Source organism: Nocardioides caeni, assembly GCF_004912195.1.
In the GTDB taxonomy this organism is placed as follows: domain Bacteria; phylum Actinomycetota; class Actinomycetes; order Propionibacteriales; family Nocardioidaceae; genus Nocardioides; species Nocardioides caeni.
Genome location: NZ_STGW01000001.1, coordinates 104,561 through 124,693 on the forward strand (window position 1 = coordinate 104,561; position 20,133 = coordinate 124,693).

The window sequence follows — 20,133 nt, forward strand, 5'->3', positions numbered from 1 at the left end:
TGGACTACGCTCGGGCCATGCGTCGGCTCGTCTCGATCCCCGCCGCGGCACTGCTGCTGGCCGCGACGGTGGCGCTGGCCGGTTGCGGTGGTGACGACGCGGAGGAGCCACGCAGCGAGCGCAGCGCCACCAACGGGGCCAGTGGCACGGATGCCACGACTTCCGCGCCGGCCACGACTCCCGTGACACCTACGCCTCCCGACCTGCCCGGCTGCTCCGGGGTCTGGGTCGAGGGCAGGCGTCTCCCAGCCGGTTATGCCGGGTGCGTCGACGACGCGGGCGAGGTGTCGCGGGACGTGAGGATGTGCTCGATCGGCGACACCCTCGCTACTCACGACGACCGCTGGTACGCCGTCCCGGGGCGTGTGATCAATCACGCAGTCCCCGATCTGGAGCGCGATCAGGCCTACCAGTCGGCGGTTCTGGCCTGCACGGGCTGACGCGCCGGGCCATCGGGCCGAATCGGACGGGACGGTCTCCTCGGTTATGGTGGTGCGACGACGACGCCTGGCTGGATCGCCGGGTGCGGCTCCGCGATGACGTGGGCCTGGCCGTTTCCAGTGAGGGAGTTCTCCATGCTGTCACCCCTGCGCCGCCTGCTCGCATGGCTCACCGCAGTCGCGATCGCACTCGGTCTGTGCCTGATGCCGGCCACCAGCGCATCAGCCGACAACCAGTACTGGATGCCGGGACCGGGCGTCGAGTCGCCGAAGGGTGGGGCACCGGACTTCTACACGCCGCCGACCGGTGTCCGCTTCAACGATCCCTTCAACCGGGTGCACGGTCGCTCCGCGATCCGGCAGCACATCCTGCGGACCATCGACAGCGTCCCCGCCGGCGGCATCATGCAGATGTCGGCCTGGAACATCCGCGGCCGCAACTTCGTCAACGCGCTCATCCGTGCCCACAAGCGCGGCGTCGGCGTCCAGATCGTGATGGATCGCGGCAACTGGAACGCCTCGCACCCCAACCCCGAGGTCGCCGACCTCTCCCGCGTGCTCGCCGGCACCGAGCGTGGTCGCAAGTACCAGAGCTTCCTCAAGCTCTGCGCCGGGTCCTGCCGCGGCGCCCGCGGCATCCCGCACTCGAAGTTCTTCCTCTTCAGCAAGGCCGGCAACGCACGCAAGATCGTCATCTTCGGCTCCAACAACGCCACCGACGTGGCGGCCAACCAGCAGTGGAACGACGTCTACACGTGGACCAACCGCGACGAGATCTACGCGAAGTTCGTTCAGGTCTTCAACCAGATGAAGCGTGACCGCAACGTCGGGGCGCAGGGTTTCCAGCGCCTGGTGATCAACTCCGCGCAGACCGTCGAGTTCTTCCCCTACGTCGGGCCCGTGCCGCAAGTCGTCCCGGACCCCGACATGGCCCGCCTCAACCGCGTCCAGTGCCAGGGCGCGACGGGTGGAGCCGGCACCAACGGCCGCACCAAGATCCGGGTCGCCCAGACGGCCATCCACGGCGACCGCGGCGAGCGCCTCGCCAACAAGCTCGTCAAGCTGCGCCGCGCCGGCTGCGACATCCGGATCGTCTACGCCCTCATGGGCGACCGCGTGAAGGGAATCCTCACGCGCGGCGGCGTCGGCCTCTCCAAGTACGCCTACGACGGCGACGAGAACGGCGTCTACGAGATCTACCTGCACATGAAGGCCATGGCCATCAGCGGCAACTACAACGGTGTGTCCAACGAGCGGATCGTGTGGAACGGCAGCGCCAACTGGAGCGCCGTGCCGCTCGCCAGCGACGAGGTGGTCGGTCAGTTCGACTCGGGTCCGCTGACCAACAAGTACATCAGCTGGATCGACTACCTCTACACGCACCGGCCCGGTCACTGGCGGGTGGGGCGCATGACGATCGGCAGCACGGAGGACCGCACCGAGGACATTGCCCGTCAGCGTGGCGTGGACCCGTACTCCTTCATGAAGGAGCAGGGGCTGTAGGCCTCCGGGACCGCAGCGACCGGTCGCCCGCGACGTGCGGGCGACCGGCGCAGCGTCTAGGGTTCTGCGCGTGGTGAGCGAGGCTGGCCGGATCCGGCTCGATCTGGACGGCATCCATTTCGACGCGCCGTTCACCGGGTCGGCCGACGTGCACTTCGGCGATCACCGCGGCTGGTCCTTCGCCGCCGAGGCCCCGGGTCAGACCCTCGTGGCGTGGCCGAAGCGGCTGCGGCGCTTCCTCGACGGGCACGCGCGGGTGCGGATCGTCCAGGACGGCCGGACGCTCTACGACGATGCCGTCCGGTTCACCGACGCCGACCGCGAGGTCGTCCTCCGGGACAAGCACGGCATTCCGGTCACGGTCGACAAGTGGGGCCTGCTGCAGCGCACCTTCGAGGACCGGGCCGGAGACCTGCGCGGCATCATGGCCGACGAGTCGGCCCGCATCCTCGACGTGCTGCGCGAGCAGTGCGACGTGCCCGCATGGATCTCGTTCGGCACGCTGCTCGGTGCGGCCCGCGATGGCAAGGCGATCGGTCACGACTCCGACGTCGACCTCTGCTACCTCTCCCGACAGCCGACGCCCGCGGAGTCGCAGCGCGAGCTGTGGCGCATCGCCCGGGTGCTCCGGTCCAACGGCATGCGGGTGCAGATGCGCACGGGCAGCTTCCTGACGGTCATGATCGAGACCCCCGACGGCGCTGGCCTGGGGATCGACGTCTACACGACCTTCTTCTTCGACGGGCTCTTCTACGAGACCGCGACCGTGCGGGCGCCCGTGCCCGAGTCCGCCGTGCTGCCCCTCGGCACGCTGCCCTTCGAAGGCCGACAGCTTGCCGCCCCCGCGGATCCCGCTGCCATCCTGGCGGCCTCCTACGGCCCCGGCTGGCGCGTGCCCGACCCGTCGTTCCAGCACCAGCCCGGACCCGAGATCGAGAAGCGGTTCGACGGCTGGTTCGGCAAGTTCTGGCGTCAGCGCCGGGAGTGGTCGAACGCCAACCAGCAGCAGTCCGAGACGCCGGGCGAGCCGTCGGCGTTCGCCGGGTGGGTCGCCGGTCTCGTCCCGGCCGACCACCGGGTCGTCGAGATCGGCTGTGCTGCCGGCGTCGACGCCGCATCCTGGGCGGACGGCGGATTCGAGGTCGTCGCGTTCGACTTCGCCCACGCGCCCAAGCGGCGCTGGCCGGAGCGGGAGGGCCTCACCCGCGGCGGTCTCAACCTGTACGACGCCCGCGACACCTTCACTCGTGCGGCGATGCTCGCCCACCATCCCGGCCCTCAGGCCGTGGTGGCGCGAGGCCTGCTGGAGTCCGTGGCTCCCGACGGCCGGGCCCGTTTCTGGGAGCTGGTGCCGGTGGCGCTGCGGCGCGGCGGCCTGCTCTGCCTGGAGTCGGAGTCATGGTCGGGTCCGTCGATCGGCGCCCGCCGCAACGACGCCGCGCCGCGGGTCTGGCCGGCCTCGCCCCACGACGCGATCGACGCGATCCGTGCCGCCGGGGGCACCGTGACCGAGTCCGAGGGCATCGCCGAGGCCGAGGCGGTGCACGGCTCCCGCGCCGTCGTGGCCCCCGTCCCCTGGCGGCTGGTCGCCAGCTGGCCCGCCCCTGCCGCAGCTGCGGCCACCGACCGATCGGAGATCGCCGAATGACCCGGACCGTCCACCTGCACGTCGGTTCGCCCAAGTCCGGCACGACGTACCTCCAGCGTCTGCTCGACGCCAACCGGGGCGTCCTCGCCGACAGTGGTGTCCTCGTCGTGGGACGCAACCAGGGCGAGCGGGTCCGCGCCGGTCTGCAGGTCCGGGAGGACGCGCGGTGGCAGGAGATGGAGCCCCGCCCCGACCACTGGGGTGACTTCGTGCGGGAGATCCGCGCCTGGCAGGGGCACACGGCCGTGCTGTCCTACGAGCTGCTGTCGGCGGCGACGGCGGAGCAGGCCCAGCGCGTGTTCGACGACCTGGCCGGTCTCGACGTGCACGTCGTCATCACCGGCCGCGACCTGGGACGGGCAGTCCCGTCGGCCTGGCAGGAGCGGCTCAAGTTCGGGCTGACCACGCCGCTCGAAGAGTGGAGTCCGCCGCCGGCCAGCAATGCGCGATCCGAGTGGGGGTGGCGGACGATCGACCCGGCGTCGGTCGCCGAGCGCTGGACCCCGCCGGCGGGGCCGGACCACCTCCACCTGGTCACCGTGCCCCGGAGTCCCGCGGCGCCGGACGAGCTGTGGCGGCGCTTCGCCGATGCGTGCGGCTTGAGCGGGATCCCGGTCGACCTCGAGCTCCCGCGCGTCAACGAGTCGCTGGGTGCCGTGGGCGCCGAGCTGCTGCGACGCTTCAACGAGCGGCTCCGCCCGCCGCTGGTCGGCAGTGCCGAGCGCGCACGCTGGCTGCGCGACCTGATGGCGCACCAGATCATCGCCCAGCGGGACGACGTGCCGCTCGCCATGACCGACGAGCACCTCCGCAAGGCCGAGCGCCGCTCGGCGGCGACCATCGAGGCGCTGACCGCCGCCGGCTGCGTCGTCCACGGCGACCTCGAGGACCTGCGTGCCTCGCGGAGCACCGGGCGGATGCCGAGTGACGTGAGTGACGCCGAGGTGCTCGACGCCGCGCTCGACGCCCTCCTCGAGCTCCTGCTGGTCCACCGCTCGGCGGCGGGATCGCGGGGCAGAGGCCGTGGGGGAGCGGGCGGATCGCGGCTGAGCCGGTGGGTCCGCTCCGCGACGGGTCCGGTCGTGCGCCAGCGTGACGAGGCGCTGCGCCGCCGTCTCGACGAGCTCGAGCGCGAGGTCCAGGAGGCCCGCGAGCTGCAGCAGCGCGTGGCGATGCTCCAGGACGTCGTGACGGAGCTGGTGCTGCCGGCCGACGCCCGCAACCGGGACGTGACGCTGAGCGGGTTGCGCCGCTACCGCAGGAACTCGTTGTGAGCCTCGACCGCGTCCGTCGCCGGGCTCAGGACAGCGCGGCGCTGGCCGACGTGGTGAGGGTGAGCCGTCAGTACCGGCGGTTGGCCGAGCTGGAGATCGGCGTACGCGAGAACGCCCTGCTGCGCGAGCGGCTGGACGGCGTGCTCTCCGAACTGGAGCGGGCCGTCGTGCCGGTGCTGGAGCGGATCCACCCCGACCAGCACTAAGTCGGCGTGTCGCCGCGACAACGGCGGATGGGAATTACATATTTGTAGTTTCTCAACACCCCTTGCCGTGGTGTCGATGTGACTGGTGTGATCCGTGTGCACCGAGTTCATCAGCGTTACGGGGGTTCTTCCATGTCCGCAGGTCTGCGCCGCACCGCGGGCGGATTCCGCGCTCCCGGAACCCTCCTGACGGCGGTCCTGCTGCTGGCCCTGGCGCTCGCCGCCGGCGAGTGGGGACGTGACGTCCTGACCCCGACGGCAGCGGAGTCCCCGCGCGTGGCGCAGCGCACCGACGGTGCCGTGAGCGAGCCGATCCGCATCGTCCAGGCCAACATCAAGTCCGGCATGGCCAACTCCAGGACGCGCGAGGACGTCAACGCGGTCTATCGTCGCGCCCCCGACTTCGTGACCTTCAACGAGGTCACCTACCGCCCCGACTCGATGCTCCTCCGTGACGGCTACGCCCTCTTCCGCACTCCCGGGGCCTACAAGGGGGAGACCCCGGTCGCCTGGAACACCGCGCGCTGGACCCTCATCGGCTCTGGCACCCATCTGATCAGCAACCGCAAGCGGCCGGCCGGCACCTCCGGCTTCGAGCTCGGCATCCGCTACGCCAACTGGATCACCGTCCAGAGCGCCTCGGGACAGACGGTGTCGGTGGTCTCGACGCACTTCTCCCCGGAGGGCGGCTACACGGCGGGCATCACCGCGCCATCGCTACGGCGTCTCGGTCTCCTCGTCGCCGGCCTGCGCGCCGCCGGTCCGGTCCTCGTCGGCGGTGACCTCAACGCCAACTACAAGAACGCCAGCGACTACCCGCGGAGCACGATGAAGGAGGCCGGGCTCACCCCGACGTACGACGTCATGGGAGCGGCCCTCGCGACCGGCGTCTATCGCAACGCCACCATCGACTACATCCTGCTCGGCGCGGCCGAGCAGTTCCAGGTGCTCAAGCAGTGGGTGCAGGACATCAACTCCGACCACCGCCTCCTGTTCGCCGACGTCGCGATGGTCGGCGCCGGCGCGGTGGCCTTCTCGCCCGGCGTGGTGACCAACGACCCGGTCGACGCCCCCAACACCGTGGCGGTGCTGGTGCGGCGGATCCTCAACAAGGCGCCGGCGGGCGCGACCGTCCACGTCATCACGCGACGGATCGATGGCAGCGCCCTGCTGACCGCGATCGAGCAGGCCCGCGCTCGCGGCGTGAACGTCCAGGTGATGACCCGCACGAAGGCGTATCGGGCCAGCGCCGCCGAGCGTCGCCTCATCCGCGTTCTCGGCACGAGGACGTCCGGCCGGTCGTGGATCCTGCGGGTCTCCGGCGCGACGTGGGACCGGTGGCAGCTGCCGACCGCGAGCGTGCTGGCCAGCGCGAGTGGCGGCGCGACCGCACTGCGGACCGACATCAACCGTCCGCTGGTCCCCGCGTCCGCCCGGGTCGCGACCCGGGCCCGGATCCAGATCGGCAAGACGGCCTACGACGCCCTGTGGAGCCGCAAGCAGCGGGCCTCCGGCTGGAAGCCCTGAGCGGCGGAGGCCAGGGCCAGGCGGTCAGGGACGCTGGGTGAGGTTGCGACCCGAGGCGATGCCCTTCTTCACCGCGCTCGAGGCCACCTGGCCGGCGATCTGGCCGGCCATCGCTCCCGCCTGACGGAGCTGGTCGCCCACCTGCTGGGTCGCGGCCAGAGGCGCCAGGATCAGGTCGGCCCGTGCGAGCAGGCCGTCGGCCTTCTCCACGACGACGCGGAAGTCGTCGACGGTGCCGTCGAAGCCCCGGATCGAGGCATTGAAGCCCTCGAGGGCGGCGGTGAAGTCGACCAGCAGGGAGCCGAACGTGTCGAGCGTGGTGTTGAGCCGGTCGGCGGTGGCGTCCAGCTTCGTGATCGTCTGGTCGACGTCGAGGACGGTCCGCACCCGGGAGCGCTTGCGTCCGTCGCCCGTCGGGTCGTCGAGGCCGGGACGCGGGGTGGGGTGGAACTCGCTCATGGCCGCCGATCGTAGTGCTGCGTCTCACGGGTCCATGTGTCGTGCTCACCCACCGACCCGGACCTACCGACGGGTAGGCTGCGGCTGTTCCAGCACCCAGGGAAAGGCAACCGATGGCGCGCCTGTGTCAGACCGACGGACTCAACGAGGACCAGACCGAGATCCTCAAGGCCGTACGACAGTTCGTCGACGAGCAGATCATCCCGGTCGCGCAGGAGCTCGAGCACGCGGACGAGTACCCGACCGACATCATCGAGGGCCTCAAGGAGCTCGGTGTCTTCGGACTCACGATCCCCGAGGAGTTCGGTGGTCTGGGCGAGTCGCTGCTGACCTACGCGCTCGTCGTCGAGGAGATCGCCCGCGGCTGGATGAGCGTCTCGGGTGTCATCAACACCCACTTCATCGTCGCCTACCTGCTGATGCAGCACGGCACCGACGAGCAGAAGCAGAAGTACCTGCCGCGGATGGCGACCGGCGAGGTCCGGGGTGCGTTCTCGATGTCCGAGCCCGGCCTGGGCTCCGACGTCTCGGCCGTGTCGACCAAGGCGACCAAGCAGGACGACGGCTCCTACTCGATCACCGGCCAGAAGATGTGGCTGACCAACGGGTCGACCTCCACCCTGGTCGCGCTGCTGACCAAGACCGACGAGGGCGCCGAGTCGGTCTACAAGAACATGACCACCTTCCTCGTCGAGAAGGAGGCCGGCTTCGGTGAGACCGCCCAGGGCGTCACCGTGCCCGGCAAGATCGACAAGATGGGCTACAAGGGCGTCGAGACGACCGAGCTCATCCTCGAGGGCCACCAGATCGCCGCCGACCAGATCCTCGGCGGCGAGCCCGGCAAGGGCTTCTTCCAGATGATGGACGGCGTCGAGGTCGGCCGCGTCAACGTCGCCGCCCGCGCGTGCGGCCTGGCCTGGCGTGGTTTCGAGCTCGGCATCGCCTACGCCCAGCAGCGCAAGACCTTCGGGAAGGTCATCGCCGACCACCAGGCGGTCCTGTTCCGCCTCGCGGAGATGGCGACCAAGGTCGAGACCGCGCACAACATGATGGTCCGCGCCGCCCGCCTCAAGGACACCGGCAAGCGGATGGACGTCGAGGCCGGCATGGCCAAGATGGTCGCCTCCGAGTACGCCAACGAGGTCGTCGAGGACTCCTTCCGGATCCACGGCGGCTACGGCTACTCCAAGGAGTACGAGATCGAGCGCCTCATGCGCGAGGTCAAGTTCATGCTCATCGGTGAGGGCACCTCCGACATCCAGAAGATGATCATCGGCCGCGCCCTGTTGAAGGACTACAAGCTCAAGTGAGCTGACGTCCCACGGCTCACACGGAGGCCGGCGCGTTCCCCTCGGGGAGCGGGCCGGCCTCAGTCGTTTCAGGTCGTACGACGACGGCGGCGGGCCGCGAAGTCGACCGCACCGAGTACGAGGGCGCCGAGCAGGCCGGCGGCAAGGCCGAGGTTGCCGACCGCCTTGCCGGGACGGTCGTAGGCGATCTCGAGCGTGCCGGAGGTGCCCTTCGGCAGCGTCACGACCATCAGACCGGCCTTGTTGTGGTCGACGTCGACCTCCTTGCCGTCCACGGTGGCGCTGTAGCCCGGCCACGGGATCATCGCGAAGGTCAGCTTGCTCTCCTTCGAGGCGTCGACCTCGACCCGCTCGCCGTGACCGACGCTGACCGCCTCGCCCACCTCGACCCCGTCGCTGGCCCGGCTGAGCCGGCTCTCGGGCCACGGCAGGGGCTCGGTGCGGACCAGGACGGTGTGCTCGCCCGTCTCGGCATAGTCCCAGCCGGGCAACGGCGTCACGCCGACGGTCTGCTCACCCTGCGCGACGATGGTGTCAATCTTCAGCAGGTCGACCAGCGGCGGTCCGCCCCGGGCGACGGGCTTCCAGACGTTCGCGTAGCCGCAGGGGCGGCTGAAGCCCTCGTAGTGCAGGCACAGCCGATTCTCGAAGGGCTGGAAGCCCATGCCGGTGTAGTTGTTGACGGCATCGACCCCGGCCACGTGATACATGCTGCCGGGCAGGAAGTCGTCCCACGCCGCTCGCAGCTCGGCCTCTGTCCCGGAGCGCTGCACGGGGCGCAGGTCGGCGAACTGCAGCACCCGGCCGTCCAGGTCGGCGTAGTGCTCCTGCAGGGCGTCGACGTCGGTCGGGATGCGGTAGACCCGGGCTCCCTCGTTCTCCTCGAAGACCAGCGCCTGGGTCGTCAGCACCAGGCCGGTGCCGGCGATGAGGACGGCGGCCACGGCCACGGGACCGACCCCGCGCCGGTGCACCACGAGCACCGCGGCGACCAGGGCCGCGAGCAGGAGCACGCCGGCCGCGGTCGAGGCGAGCCAGGTCGGGTGCTGGGCCCACGCCTGGAAGCCGAGCGCCGCGACGATGGCTCCGCTGCCCGCCGCCCGGGCCCGCCAGTGGTCGGACCGCAGGCCCTTGCTGAGGACGACGGCGAGCGCCACACCGAGGGCGAGGAAGAAGTACTCGATCAGCCGCAGCGGCCACCGGAAGAGCCAGAGGTTCGACGGGCCGAGCGTCAGCAACAGGTAGCCCAGGCCGATCAGCCCGAGCCCGGTGAGAGCCCGCGCGCGGTGGCGGAGGACGCCGTACCTCAGCCAGGGGAGAAGCGGCAGGATGAACCAGCAGAAGTAGGTGACGGGCACCTGGTTGGGCCCGGTGATGGAGATGATGCCGGGCACGAAGGTCGGGCTGCTCATGCCGAGCAGGTCGCCGAGCTCGGGGCGCAGCTTCCCGTTGTTGCCGAACAGCGGTCCGGAGGACCGGGCGGTGAACTCCGAGACCCGCACGAGCGGGAGGTAGACGAGCGGCAGGAGGGCCGCCACGCAACCTCCGGTGAGGAGCAGGCGCACGGCGCCAGCGCGGTTGCGCTCGACGAGCCCCTCGATGATCAGGGCGGCGCCGATGATGACCACGGCGAGCGTCCCGTAGGGGTTGCCCTGCGTGACCGCGAGCGCGCCGACGGCGAAGGCCACCAACGGGTTGAGCCGCCCCTGCAGGGTCCGGCGGAACGCGAGCCACACCCACGGCGCGTAGGCGAACGCGATGAGTCCGGCCGGCCACGAGCCGGCGTCCCACCACAGCGTGAAGCCGCTGAAGGGCAGCGCGGTCGCGATCGCCGCGGCGGCCCACGGCTCGGCGTCGTACTCCCGGCAGACGAGATAGGTCCCCAGTGCCAGTGCGACGAGGACGGCGACCTTGACCACGGTGACGGCCACGAGCAGGTCCGGACAGGCGTGGACGAAGAGCCAGATCAGCGCGTTGATCGGGTTCCAGATGCCGAAGAGGGCCTCGGCGCTGTAGTTGCCGCCAGCGAAGGAGGACGGATCGAGGACCACGGGCCAGCCGCTGTCACGCAGCTGCTCGCCGAAGTGCCACCAGGTCGGCGCGAACTGCGCCGCCGAGTCGCCGCGCAGATAGATCTCCTTGCTGCCCAGGAGTGGGAGCAGGCCGTAGCAGCCCGTGACGAGGACGACGAGGCCCGGCCACTTCAGCCGAGCGAACAGGCCCGTGCTCATGCGCGGTGCTCGTCGCTGGGCCGGGGGAGGAGGAACTGCTCGTGCTCCGGCCCGAGCAGGACGGCGACCGGCGTGGCGGACGGTCCGTCGCTGCTCTCCTTCAGCAGGAAGTGCGGTCGCTTCTTGGACTCGAGGTAGATGCGGCCGAGGTACTCGCCGATGACGCCCAGCAGGATCATCTGCACGCCGCCGAAGCCCACGACGGTGCAGATCGTGGTCACGTAACCGGCGGCGTCGTTGCCGTTGATGATCGCGTCGCCCAACACCCAGAACGCGTAGAGGAAGGCGATGACCGAGATGAAGGTGCCGAACCAGATCGCCAGCCGCAGCGGCCGGGAGTTGAAGGAGACGACTCCGTCGATGCCGTAGTTGAGGAGGCTGCGCATGCTCCACTTGGTCTCGCCCCCGGCGCGGGCGACGTTCTCGTAGTCGACCACCGCGGTGTCGAAGCCGATCCAGGAGAAGAGTCCCTTGGAGAAGCGGTTGTATTCACCCACCGCCAGCAGTGCCCGGACCGCGCGCCGGGTCAGGACGCGGAAGTCGCCCTCGCCGTCCTGCAGCGTGACGTCGACGAGGCGGTTGAACATCTTGTAGTAGAGCCGCGAGAAGGCGGTGCGGACGGGCGCGTCGCCGGTGCGGGTACGGCGTGCGACGACCTGGTCGAAGCCCTGCTCCAGCAGCGGGACCATCTCGGTGAGCAGCGTCGGAGGGTGCTGGAGGTCGGCGTCGATGATCGCGACCGCGTCGCCGCGGGCCTGGCTGAGGCCGGCGAGCATCGCCGCCTCCTTGCCGAAGTTGCGACTGAGTGCGAAGTAGCGGAAGCGCGGGTCGGCCTCGTTGATGCGCCGCAGCGCGGCGAGGGTGCCGTCGGAGCTGCCGTCGTCGACGAGGAGGACCTCGAAGGACTCGTCGACCTGTGGCAGCACCGCGGTCAGCACCTCGACGAGATGGTCGACCACGGCCTCCTCGTTGTAACAGGGGACGACGACGGAGAACCGCGCCGTCGGCTCGTTCGACTCCATCGCCACCTCACGCACGGCGCCAACCCTAACGGCGCCGGTGCGTCGACGCGGGATCCCCGGCCGGGGCCGGGAGCCGCGTGCGGAATGATGCGGGTCATGAGCAAGACCAACCCGGGCAACTTCTTCGAGGACTTCACCGTCGGCCAGGTGATCCGGCACGCGACGCCGCGCACCGTCACCGAGGGCGACCGGGCCGTCTACGGCTCCCTCTATCCCACCCGCTTCGCCGTGCCCTCGTCGGCCGAGTTCGCGGCATCCGTCGGCCTCGACCCGCACCCGGTGGAGGAGCTCATCGCCTTCCACATCGCCTTCGGCAAGACCGTCCCGGACGTCTCGCTCAACGCCGTCGCCAACCTCGGCTACGCCGAGTGCCGCTTCCACCAGCCCGTGGTGCCGGGCGACACGCTCTCCACCACCTCCGAGGTGATCGGCCTCAAGCAGAACTCCAACGGCAGGTCCGGCGTCGTCTACGTCCGCTCCACCGCGACCAACCAGCGCGGTGAGGTCGCGCTCGACTGGGCGCGCTGGGTGATGGTCCACAAGCGCGACGTCGACGCACCGGCCCCCGAGCCGGTCGTCCCCGACCTCGCTCCGGCCGTCGCGGCCGAGGACCTGCTGATCCCTGCCGGGCTCGACTTCTCGTCGTACGACGAGACGGCGGCCGGCGAGCCTCATCGCTGGAGCGACTACGAGATCGGCGAGCGGATCGACCACGTCGACGGCGTCACGCTCACCGACTCCGAGCACCAGCAGGCCACGCGACTGTGGCAGAACACCGCCAAGGTGCACTTCAACGTCGAGGCTCGGCCCGACGGCAACCGCCTCGTCTATGGCGGGCACGTGATCTCGCTGGCGCGCGCGCTGTCCTACAACGGCCTGGCCAACGCACAGCTGATCGCGGCGATCAACGCCGGTGCTCACACGGCGCCCGCGTTCGGTGGCGACACGGTCTATGCGTGGTCCGAGGTGCTCGACAAGGCTGAGACGCCGGCACCTGGTGTCGGTGCGCTGCGCCTGCGCCTGGTCGCCACCAAGGGCCGCGACGAGTCGATGACGCTGAAGGACCCGGAGACCGGCAAGTACGCGGCCGGCGTGCTGCTCGACCTCGACTACTGGGCGCTCGTCCCGCGCTGACCCCGAGGCGGCCTCACGACACTTGCACGGCCCGGATCGTGTAGGTGACCTCGTCGTCGATTGCACCCGCGATCCGGTCGATCGCCACCGACGTGGGGTGGTCGGAACCGCTGGGCCACGTCACGTCGGCCGATCCGTCACCCGCCTCCGCCTCGTCGGCGGCGTCGAGGATGTCGTTGATCGTGAGGCGGGCGAAGTCGGGGGCGTCCTTGCCCTTCGTCGGGCCGCCGGCGATGACGGCCGTGCTGACGGCTCCGTCGACCACGGTGACGTCCACCGGGCCCGTCTGGGGGCAGTAGCAGAGCACCCGGAGCCGGTAGGTGTAGTCGGTCGGCGCGAACTCCGTGAAGGCGCTCGACGCACCGGTCGTCGACGTCGAGCCGGTCGGGTCCGCGCTCGGCGTCGTGGCGTCGCTGGCGCTGTCGTCGCCGGAGGAGCAGGCGGCCAGCGCGAGGAGGGTCACCGGAGCCAGCAGGGCGGCGTGGAAACAGCGCATGGGACTCATGATGCCTGTGACGCGGAAGTGGTGCTGTCGGTTCCGTGGTGCCCAGAAAATGAAACACGTTCCAGTTTTCGTGGACGGCGAGCGTGACTCATGCCACAGTGAGCCGTTCTCTCTGATAGAGCCCTCGTCGTGAGTTCGGGGCAGCTCTGTCGTCGCTCCTGGAGGAAATGACGTTGTACCAGCGTTCCGTGCGCCTCGTCGGCGCCTCACTTCTCGTACTCGCGCTGGCAGCCTGTGGCTCCCGGCTCGATCCCAACGAGGTCGCCCAGGCAGGCGGCCCCGGTCAGCAGGGCGTCGTCGGTGACGGCACCGGCGTCGTCGCGGGCGACGGCAGCGGTGGTGACACCGGCGGCACGGGCGGCACCGGTGGCACGGGTGGCACGGGCAGCACCGGTGGCACGGGTGGCACCGGAAGCACGGGTGGCACCGGCGGCACGGGCGGGACCGCCGGATCGCCGACCACGGGCAAGGGGTCGTCGACCGGCGGCGTCAAGGCGGCCTCGTGTGCCGGCTTCAAGAACCAGACCGGCATCACCGACAAGACCATCACGCTGGCGAACGTCGCGGACATCTCCGGGCCGGTGCCCGGCATCTTCGAGTCGTCGCAGCAGGCGACCCGCGCCTACATCGAGTACTTCAACTCCCAGGGCGACATCTGCGGCCGCAAGCTGGCCGTCAACCTGCTCGACAGCCGGGCGGATGCCGGCGCCGACCAGCAGGCCTACGTGAAGGCCTGTGACGAGGCGTTCGCCGCGGTCGGGTCGATGGGCGCCTTCGACGCGGGCGGTGCCGGCACGGCCAACGACTGCGGCATCCCCGACATCCGCGCGGTGGCGACCAGCCCCGAGCGTCAGGGCTGCAAGTCGTGCTTCGCCACCTATGCCATCAGCACCGGGCTGATCCCGGACTCCTTCGCGAAGTTCATGGCACAGAAGTACCCCGACGCGGTCAAGAACGCCGCGGTGCTCTACATCAACGCTGGCGCCGCGGTTCCCAACGCCAAGAGCATGGCCGCCGGCTACGAGAAGGGCGCCGGTTGGAAGGTCAACTACGTCCAGGGCATCGACGTCGCAGAGTTCAACTTCGCGCCCTATGTCCAGCAGATGAAGTCCAAGGGCATCAAGGCAGTCGGCTACCAGGGGCCCTACCAGAACACGGTGAAGCTGCAGCAGGCGATGCAGCAGCAGGGCTTCAAGCCGGACTTCTTCTGGCAGGACCCCACGATCTACGACCAGCGCTACCTGCAGCAGGCCGGCAGTGCGGCCGACGGCAGCTGGATCTACTCCGCCAACGCCCTCTTCGAGGACAGGGGCAACGCCGAGGTGCAGCTCTACCTCTCCTGGCTGCAGCAGGTGAAGCCGGGCGCCATCCCCAACTACTACGGCCTCTACTCGTGGTCGGCGACCCGCCTGTTCGTGGAGAAGGCGATCGCGCTGGGTGGAAAGCTCACCCGGGCCTCGCTCGTCGACGCACTCAACAAGACCACGGCCTGGACCGGCAACGGCGCCCACACGGCCATGAACCTCGCGACCAACTCCACTCCGCCCTGCCTCAAGGCAGTGCAGTACAAGAGCGGCAAGTGGCAGCAGCAGTCGCCAGGCAACTACATGTGCGGTCGGGTCGTGAGCTCAGGGGTCAGCTGACATGAGCTCGTTGTTCGCCTTCACCCTGCTCGGCCTCTTCACGGGCGCGGCCTACGCGATCGTCGCGTCCGGACTGGTGCTGACCTATGCGACGACGCGGGTGTTCAACATCGCGCACGGCGCCTTCGGCATGGTGCTGGCGTTCACCTTCTGGGACTTCACCCAGCGCCAGGGCATGCCGACGCTGCTGTCGCTCTTTCTCGTGCTCGGCGTCGTGGCGCCGGCGATCGGCTGGTTCATCCAGCGGTTCGTGACCAAGGGGCTGGGCGAGGGGCCCGTGTCCGTGGCCCTGGTCGTCACGGTCGGCCTGCTCGTCGGCCTCATCGGCCTGGCGCAGTACATCTGGCCGCCGGAGCCGCGGATCCTCCTGCCCTTCCACCCGGAGACGGGTTGGCAGGTCGGGGAGACCTACATCACCGCGCACCAGCTGATCACGATCATCTGCTCGATCGTGGTCGCGGTCGGTCTCTACGTCCTGCTCAACCGCACCCGGATCGGTACGGCGATGCGGGCCTCGGTCGACAACCCCGAGCTGCTCAAGCTCTTCGGTGGTCGCCCGGACACGGCGGCGTCGCTGGCGTGGGCGATCGGCATGTCACTGGCGGCGCTGGGCGGCATCCTGCTCACGCCGGTGGTGGGCCTGGACTACTACGCGCTGACGCTGCTGGTCATCAACGCCTATGCGGCGGCCATGCTGGGCCGGCTCAAGAGCCTGCCGCTGACCTTCGCCGGGGCGATGGGCCTGGGCATCCTGGAGTCGTGGGCGGTGGCCTACCTCCCGACCGAGGGCTTCTGGTCCACGATCCGTCCCGTCATCCCCGCCCTCTTCCTCTTCGCCATCGTGGTCGTGATGCCGCAGGCGCAACTGCGCATCGGCCAGGTCAAGGGGATCGTGTCGGCGCCGGTGCCCAACCTGCGCAAGTCGATGGGCTGGGGTGTCGTGCTCCTGGTGTTCGGCTACGTCCTGATCGGTGCGGTCTCCCGCGCGGACGTGCTGTTGATCGGTGTCGCCGCGACCTACGCGATGGTGATGCTGTCGCTGGTGCTGCTGACCGGCTACGGCGGCCACGTCTCGCTGGCGCAGTTCACCTTCGCGGGCGTCGGTGCGCTGGCCTACGCGAAGCTCGAGGAGCCGAACCTGACCGGCCTCGTGCTGTCCGCCGTGATCGCCGCGGGCGTCGGCGCCCTGGTGGCGCTGCCGGTGCTGAGGCTGACCGGGCTCTACCTCGCCCTGTCCACGATGGCGTTCGCCGTGCTGATGGACAAGATGATCTTCCAGGCCGACTACGCCTTCAAGTTCAACGGCGTGCTCGCCACCGAGCGGCTCTCGATCGCCGGCATCAAGATCGAGTCCGACACGTCGTACGTCTGGTTCATGGTGCTGTGCTTCGTGGTCATGGCCGTCGCGCTGCTGACCCTGCGTCGCGGCGCACTGGGCCGGCTGCTGATCGCGATGCGCGACAGCCCCTCGGCGTGCGGGACCCTGGGCCTGGACCTGCGCTGGTTCCGGGTCGGGCTGTTCTCCGCCTCGGCCGGCATGGCCGGCGCCGCCGGCGCCCTCTTCGCCGGTCTGCGCGGGACCGTGGGTGCGGCCGACTTCCTCTACTTCCAGTCGCTGCTGGTGCTGCTGCTGGCCGTGGTCTTCGGCGTCACCTCGGTGACGGGCGCGCTGCTGGGTGGCACGGCGCTCATGCTGCTGCCGGTCTGGCAGTCCTCGTCGCCGGAGCTCGCCGGTCTTCTGTTCGCACTCCTCGGCTTCGGCGCGGTCCTGCTGGGCCGCGACCCCAACGGCATCGCCAACAACGTGTTCAAGCTGGGGCGCTGGGGGTGGGGTCGCTGGGGTGGTGACGTTCTCGGTGATCTGGACGAGCGGGTCGGTGGCCGCCTGGCGGCGATCACCCGGGGCCTGTCCGGCAACCTGATGCGGCCAGGGAGCCCCTCGCCGGCGCGATCGGTCGACGACGAGATCGCGGCGGACGAGCTCGATGCCCCGCTCGCCGGAAAGGTGGTCTGAGATGGCGCTGCTCGAGGTCGACGACGTCGTCGTGAAGTTCGGCGGCGTGACCGCCGTCAACCACGCCACCTTCACGGCCGACAGCGGTGTGATCACCGGTCTGATCGGGCCCAACGGTGCCGGCAAGACGACGTGCTTCAACGTCATCTCCGGACTGCAGCGCCCGACCAGTGGCCGGGTGCGATTCACCGGCCGGTCCGTCACCCGTTGGCCCGTCCACCGGCGCGCGAAGCACGGCGTCGGCCGCACGTTCCAGCGGCTCGAGGCCTTCGGCTCGCTCACCGTGCGTGACAACGTGCGGGTGGCCGCCGACATCCAGGGCGGCCCGCTCGCCTGGTTGCGTCCGGACCTCGGCTCCGGCCGTTCGGGCCGGCTCGCGATCGAGGCGCTCCTGGACCGGGTCGGGATCGCGGAGTACGCCGACGAGCGCGCCGACTCGATCCCGACCGGCACCGCACGACTGCTGGAGCTCGCCCGGGCCCTGGCCTGTGACCCCAAGCTGCTGCTGCTCGACGAGCCCTCGTCCGGCCTCGACGAGACCGAGACCGACGCCTTCGGCGACCTGCTCAAGGACCTCGCCTCCGAGGGGTGCGCGATCCTGATGGTCGAGCACGACATGGACCTGGTCATGGCCGTCTGCGACGAGATCCACGTCCTCGACTTCGGCACGATCATCGCCTCCGGCGACCCGGCCGAGATCCGCAACGATCCCGCCGTCCAGCGCGCCTACCTCGGCTATGCGGAGGTCGAGGACGACACGAGCGTGATGGAGGCCATTTCATGAACCACCCCACTCGATCCTTCGCTCCTCCGCTTCGCTCCTCCGCGAACGATCGATCGGGGACCCCGGAATGAGTGTCCCGATCCTCGAGGTCGTCGACCTCCACGCCGCCTACGGCCGCATCGAGGTCCTGCGCGGCGTCGACCTCGCCGTCCCCAAGGGCGCTGTGATGGCGCTGCTCGGGCCCAACGGCGCGGGCAAGTCCACCCTCGTCAAGGTCATCTGCGGCCAGAAGGCCGCCACATCCGGCGACATCCACCTCGCCGGCGTGCACCTCAAGGGTGCCGGATCCGACGACCTGGCGCGGGTCGGGTTGTGCACGATCCCCGAGGGACGGTCGGTCTTCCCCAACCTCACGGTGGAGGAGAACCTCGTCCTGATGTCGTATGCCGGGGTGTCTCGCGGCGCCATCCTGGACACCGCCTACTCCTACTTCCCGCGCCTGCACGAGCGGCGCAACCAGCTCGCCGGCACCATGTCCGGCGGCGAGCAGCAGATGCTCGCGATGTCACGGGCCCTCGCCTCGGATCCCGCTCTGCTCCTGCTCGACGAGCTCTCGATGGGCCTGGCGCCCCTCATCGTCGAGGAGCTCTATGAGACCGTCGCCCGGATCGCGGAGTCGGGCGTCTCCATCCTCTGCATCGAGCAGTTCGCCCGGACCGCCCTGAAGGTCTCCGACTACGCCGCCGTCATGTCCGGTGGCCGGATCGTCGCCACCGGGGAGCCCGGCGAGATCCTCGACACCATGGCCGACGTCATCCTCGGAGGAGCAGCATGACCACCCAGCACCTCGACCAGCAGCACTGCACCGATGCGTGCCGCGGGACCAACCCGTCCCGCTCTGTCGGCCGGCGTCGGGCGCGCCTGCTGCTGACAGGTGGCCTGCTCGCCACGCTGATGCCGATGACGTCCCCGCTCAACGGCGCGACCACGGCCACGGCGGCCAGTGCTGAGGGAGGTGAGCCCGCCTACGGCGGCTTCACCGTCTCGTCGTTGTCGACGCCGGTCCGGATCGAGATCTTCGAGCCCAGCCTGCCGATCCCTGTCGACGCCGGCATCGCGCAGCTCGAGTTCAACCTCGGCTACAGCAAGGTCCGCGCGGACTCGGGCCAGTCCGCGGGCCGCGCCAGCCTCTTCTGGCCCGGCGACCCCGTCGGCGAGGGACTCAAGACCTTCGCCGAGCAGCTGGGGCTGCCGGCGACACCCCTGACGGCCAACGGCTACCCGGTGCAGGTCAACTCGCAGTTCCCGGGCGACACGCCCACGCAGAAGGACAGCATGATCCCGGGCTCGATCCAGCAGACGACCTCGGGCGACAAGACAGCGATCGCCGAGGTCGGCTTCAGTCCCGACGGTGCCGTCCTCGGACCGGACGCCGCCGAGGGAGACGGCGCCGGCGGTGGGGCCGACAATCCGCTGTCCGCTCTCACCGACCAGCTCCAGGGTCTGCTCGGCGGTCTCGGCGGGATCGCGAAGGCGGCCGAGTCGACGCCGGTGAACCCGCTCGCCGCACTCGTCGACATCGACGGCTACGTGTCGGTCAGCAAGATGAACGCCGTCGACGGCCCCGTCGTCGGAGCCTCCCGCTCCCTGCTCGGCGAGATCCGGCTCCTCGGAGGCCTGGTCACCATCGGCGGCCTCGAGACGGTCGCCAAGGTCACCACCGACGGCGCCAAGGGGACCGCCAACGGCAAGGCCGTGTGGGGCAAGATGGCGATCGCCGGCCAGGAGTTCGCGATGGGCCCCGACGGCATCACCGCCACGGGCCAGACACTGCCGATCCCGGGTCTCAAGGACCTGCCGGCCGATGCCCTCGAGCAGCTCGGCATCACCTTCTCGGCTCCCGAGCCGGTCAAGACTGTCGAGGGCGACCAGGCCACGGCCGAGTTCGCCGGTCTGAAGATCACGATCGACACCAAGATCCTCACGCCGCTGCTCAAGGCACTCCCGACCGGCGTCCTCGCCGAGCTCATCCCGGCCGAGGCCGGCCCGGTCAAGGGCGTCGTCGCCGGCCTCAACGCACTGGCGCCCAAGATCGTGCTCACGCTCGGCTACGCGAAGGCGACCGCCGACACCGTGCCTCCGGTCGAGTTCCCACCGCCGCCCTCGACGGGCGGCTCGACGTCGCAGCAGCCGCCGCCCGCCCCGGCCGAGGGCACGGTGGGCGTGCCCACCGCCGTCGACGGTGCGCCGGCCCCGACGGGAGCGGCGCCTCCGGCGGCCGAGGCCCCGGTCGCCGACCTCGTCGACGCCGCCCCGGTCAGCGCCGGTCTGCCCGCGCTCTTCTCCATCCCCGGCATGCTGCTCATCGCCGCCTTCGCGGCCGCGGCCGTCGCCGGTGGCTGGATGCGCCGTATCGGCGTCGCCGCGCTCGGCGCCGGCGCTCCCTGCACCCACGGCCTCGACAGCGGCCTCCCCGACCTCCGCAAAGCCTGA

General features: G+C 70.2%; 17 protein-coding genes. 13 read left to right on the forward strand and 4 right to left on the reverse strand.

Annotation, left to right across the window (positions count from 1 at the left end; genetic code table 11):
- The first annotated feature begins 17 nt into the window (after positions 1–17).
- From E9934_RS00565 to E9934_RS00590, 6 genes are all read left to right on the forward strand, one after another.
- The gene (locus E9934_RS00565) at positions 18–440 is read left to right on the forward strand and encodes a hypothetical protein (protein ID WP_136560894.1); all 423 of its coding nucleotides are present in this window, start codon (positions 18–20) and stop codon (positions 438–440) included.
- Between the two features lie 135 nt (positions 441–575).
- The gene (locus E9934_RS00570) at positions 576–1,943 is read left to right on the forward strand and encodes a phospholipase D-like domain-containing protein (RefSeq protein ID WP_158294876.1); all 1,368 of its coding nucleotides are present in this window, start codon (positions 576–578) and stop codon (positions 1,941–1,943) included.
- Between the two features lie 70 nt (positions 1,944–2,013).
- Positions 2,014–3,591, forward strand: coding sequence for a hypothetical protein (locus E9934_RS00575; protein WP_136560896.1), 1,578 nt, complete (start codon positions 2,014–2,016; stop codon positions 3,589–3,591).
- On the forward strand, positions 3,588–4,865 hold the full coding sequence (locus E9934_RS00580; RefSeq protein ID WP_136560897.1) for a DUF6752 domain-containing protein: 1,278 nt from the start codon (positions 3,588–3,590) through the stop codon (positions 4,863–4,865). Before E9934_RS00575 ends, E9934_RS00580 begins: the two co-directional genes overlap by 4 nt.
- On the forward strand, positions 4,862–5,071 hold the full coding sequence (locus tag E9934_RS00585; RefSeq protein ID WP_136560898.1) for a hypothetical protein: 210 nt from the start codon (positions 4,862–4,864) through the stop codon (positions 5,069–5,071). The genes E9934_RS00580 and E9934_RS00585 overlap by 4 nt, the downstream gene beginning before the upstream one ends.
- Positions 5,072–5,203: 132 nt before the next feature.
- Positions 5,204–6,598: an endonuclease/exonuclease/phosphatase family protein gene (locus E9934_RS00590; protein ID WP_136560899.1), complete on the forward strand. Its 1,395-nt coding sequence runs from the start codon at positions 5,204–5,206 to the stop codon at positions 6,596–6,598.
- A 24-nt stretch (positions 6,599–6,622) separates the two neighbouring features.
- On the opposite strand, the gene E9934_RS00595 is transcribed toward E9934_RS00590, so the two are convergent.
- Positions 6,623–7,057 (reverse strand): hypothetical protein, encoded by a 435-nt coding sequence (locus E9934_RS00595; protein WP_136560900.1) that lies wholly within the window; start codon positions 7,055–7,057, stop codon positions 6,623–6,625.
- Positions 7,058–7,170: 113 nt separating this feature from the next.
- Here E9934_RS00595 and E9934_RS00600 point away from each other — a divergent pair, with 113 nt between their 5' ends.
- Positions 7,171–8,367: an acyl-CoA dehydrogenase family protein gene (locus tag E9934_RS00600; RefSeq protein ID WP_136560901.1), complete on the forward strand. Its 1,197-nt coding sequence runs from the start codon at positions 7,171–7,173 to the stop codon at positions 8,365–8,367.
- Positions 8,368–8,435: 68 nt separating this feature from the next.
- Here E9934_RS00600 and E9934_RS00605 read toward each other — a convergent pair whose 3' ends face one another.
- Positions 8,436–10,598: a hypothetical protein gene (locus tag E9934_RS00605; RefSeq protein ID WP_136560902.1), complete on the reverse strand. Its 2,163-nt coding sequence runs from the start codon at positions 10,596–10,598 to the stop codon at positions 8,436–8,438.
- Positions 10,595–11,635 (reverse strand): glycosyltransferase family 2 protein, encoded by a 1,041-nt coding sequence (locus E9934_RS00610; RefSeq protein ID WP_238694666.1) that lies wholly within the window; start codon positions 11,633–11,635, stop codon positions 10,595–10,597. Before E9934_RS00610 ends, E9934_RS00605 begins: the two co-directional genes overlap by 4 nt.
- A gap of 81 nt (positions 11,636–11,716) precedes the next feature.
- On the opposite strand from E9934_RS00610, the gene E9934_RS00615 reads away from it, so the two are divergent.
- The gene (locus E9934_RS00615; RefSeq protein WP_136560903.1) at positions 11,717–12,754 is read left to right on the forward strand and encodes a MaoC family dehydratase; all 1,038 of its coding nucleotides are present in this window, start codon (positions 11,717–11,719) and stop codon (positions 12,752–12,754) included.
- 13 nt (positions 12,755–12,767) lie between these two features.
- Here E9934_RS00615 and E9934_RS00620 read toward each other — a convergent pair whose 3' ends face one another.
- Positions 12,768–13,250 (reverse strand): DUF6174 domain-containing protein, encoded by a 483-nt coding sequence (locus E9934_RS00620; RefSeq protein ID WP_136560904.1) that lies wholly within the window; start codon positions 13,248–13,250, stop codon positions 12,768–12,770.
- A 182-nt stretch (positions 13,251–13,432) separates the two neighbouring features.
- Between E9934_RS00620 and E9934_RS00625 the strand changes: the two genes are divergently transcribed.
- From E9934_RS00625 to E9934_RS00645, 5 genes are all read left to right on the forward strand, one after another.
- Positions 13,433–14,902, forward strand: a complete 1,470-nt coding sequence (locus tag E9934_RS00625; RefSeq protein ID WP_136560905.1) for an ABC transporter substrate-binding protein — start codon at positions 13,433–13,435, stop codon at positions 14,900–14,902.
- A gap of 1 nt (position 14,903) precedes the next feature.
- The gene (locus tag E9934_RS00630) at positions 14,904–16,916 is read left to right on the forward strand and encodes a branched-chain amino acid ABC transporter permease (protein WP_136560906.1); all 2,013 of its coding nucleotides are present in this window, start codon (positions 14,904–14,906) and stop codon (positions 16,914–16,916) included.
- A gap of 1 nt (position 16,917) precedes the next feature.
- Positions 16,918–17,700 (forward strand): ABC transporter ATP-binding protein, encoded by a 783-nt coding sequence (locus E9934_RS00635; RefSeq protein WP_136560907.1) that lies wholly within the window; start codon positions 16,918–16,920, stop codon positions 17,698–17,700.
- Between the two features lie 67 nt (positions 17,701–17,767).
- Positions 17,768–18,475 (forward strand): ABC transporter ATP-binding protein, encoded by a 708-nt coding sequence (locus E9934_RS00640; RefSeq protein ID WP_136560908.1) that lies wholly within the window; start codon positions 17,768–17,770, stop codon positions 18,473–18,475.
- The gene (locus tag E9934_RS00645) at positions 18,472–20,133 is read left to right on the forward strand and encodes a hypothetical protein (RefSeq protein WP_136560909.1); all 1,662 of its coding nucleotides are present in this window, start codon (positions 18,472–18,474) and stop codon (positions 20,131–20,133) included. Before E9934_RS00640 ends, E9934_RS00645 begins: the two co-directional genes overlap by 4 nt.

Bases quoted from the DNA above. Each gene is read 5' to 3' on its own strand.
- E9934_RS00565 (WP_136560894.1), top strand. From the start codon at position 18: ATGCGTCGGCTCGTCTCGATCCCCGCCGCGGCACTGCTGCTGGCCGCG.
- E9934_RS00570 (WP_158294876.1), top strand. From the start codon at position 576: ATGCTGTCACCCCTGCGCCGCCTGCTCGCATGGCTCACCGCAGTCGCG.
- E9934_RS00580 (WP_136560897.1), top strand. From the start codon at position 3,588: ATGACCCGGACCGTCCACCTGCACGTCGGTTCGCCCAAGTCCGGCACG.
- E9934_RS00590 (WP_136560899.1), top strand. From the start codon at position 5,204: ATGTCCGCAGGTCTGCGCCGCACCGCGGGCGGATTCCGCGCTCCCGGA.
- E9934_RS00595 (WP_136560900.1), bottom strand. From the start codon at position 7,057: ATGAGCGAGTTCCACCCCACCCCGCGTCCCGGCCTCGACGACCCGACG.
- E9934_RS00600 (WP_136560901.1), top strand. From the start codon at position 7,171: ATGGCGCGCCTGTGTCAGACCGACGGACTCAACGAGGACCAGACCGAG.
- E9934_RS00605 (WP_136560902.1), bottom strand. From the start codon at position 10,598: ATGAGCACGGGCCTGTTCGCTCGGCTGAAGTGGCCGGGCCTCGTCGTC.
- E9934_RS00615 (WP_136560903.1), top strand. From the start codon at position 11,717: ATGAGCAAGACCAACCCGGGCAACTTCTTCGAGGACTTCACCGTCGGC.
- E9934_RS00620 (WP_136560904.1), bottom strand. From the start codon at position 13,250: ATGCGCTGTTTCCACGCCGCCCTGCTGGCTCCGGTGACCCTCCTCGCG.
- E9934_RS00630 (WP_136560906.1), top strand. From the start codon at position 14,904: ATGAGCTCGTTGTTCGCCTTCACCCTGCTCGGCCTCTTCACGGGCGCG.
- E9934_RS00635 (WP_136560907.1), top strand. From the start codon at position 16,918: ATGGCGCTGCTCGAGGTCGACGACGTCGTCGTGAAGTTCGGCGGCGTG.
- E9934_RS00640 (WP_136560908.1), top strand. From the start codon at position 17,768: ATGAGTGTCCCGATCCTCGAGGTCGTCGACCTCCACGCCGCCTACGGC.
- E9934_RS00645 (WP_136560909.1), top strand. From the start codon at position 18,472: ATGACCACCCAGCACCTCGACCAGCAGCACTGCACCGATGCGTGCCGC.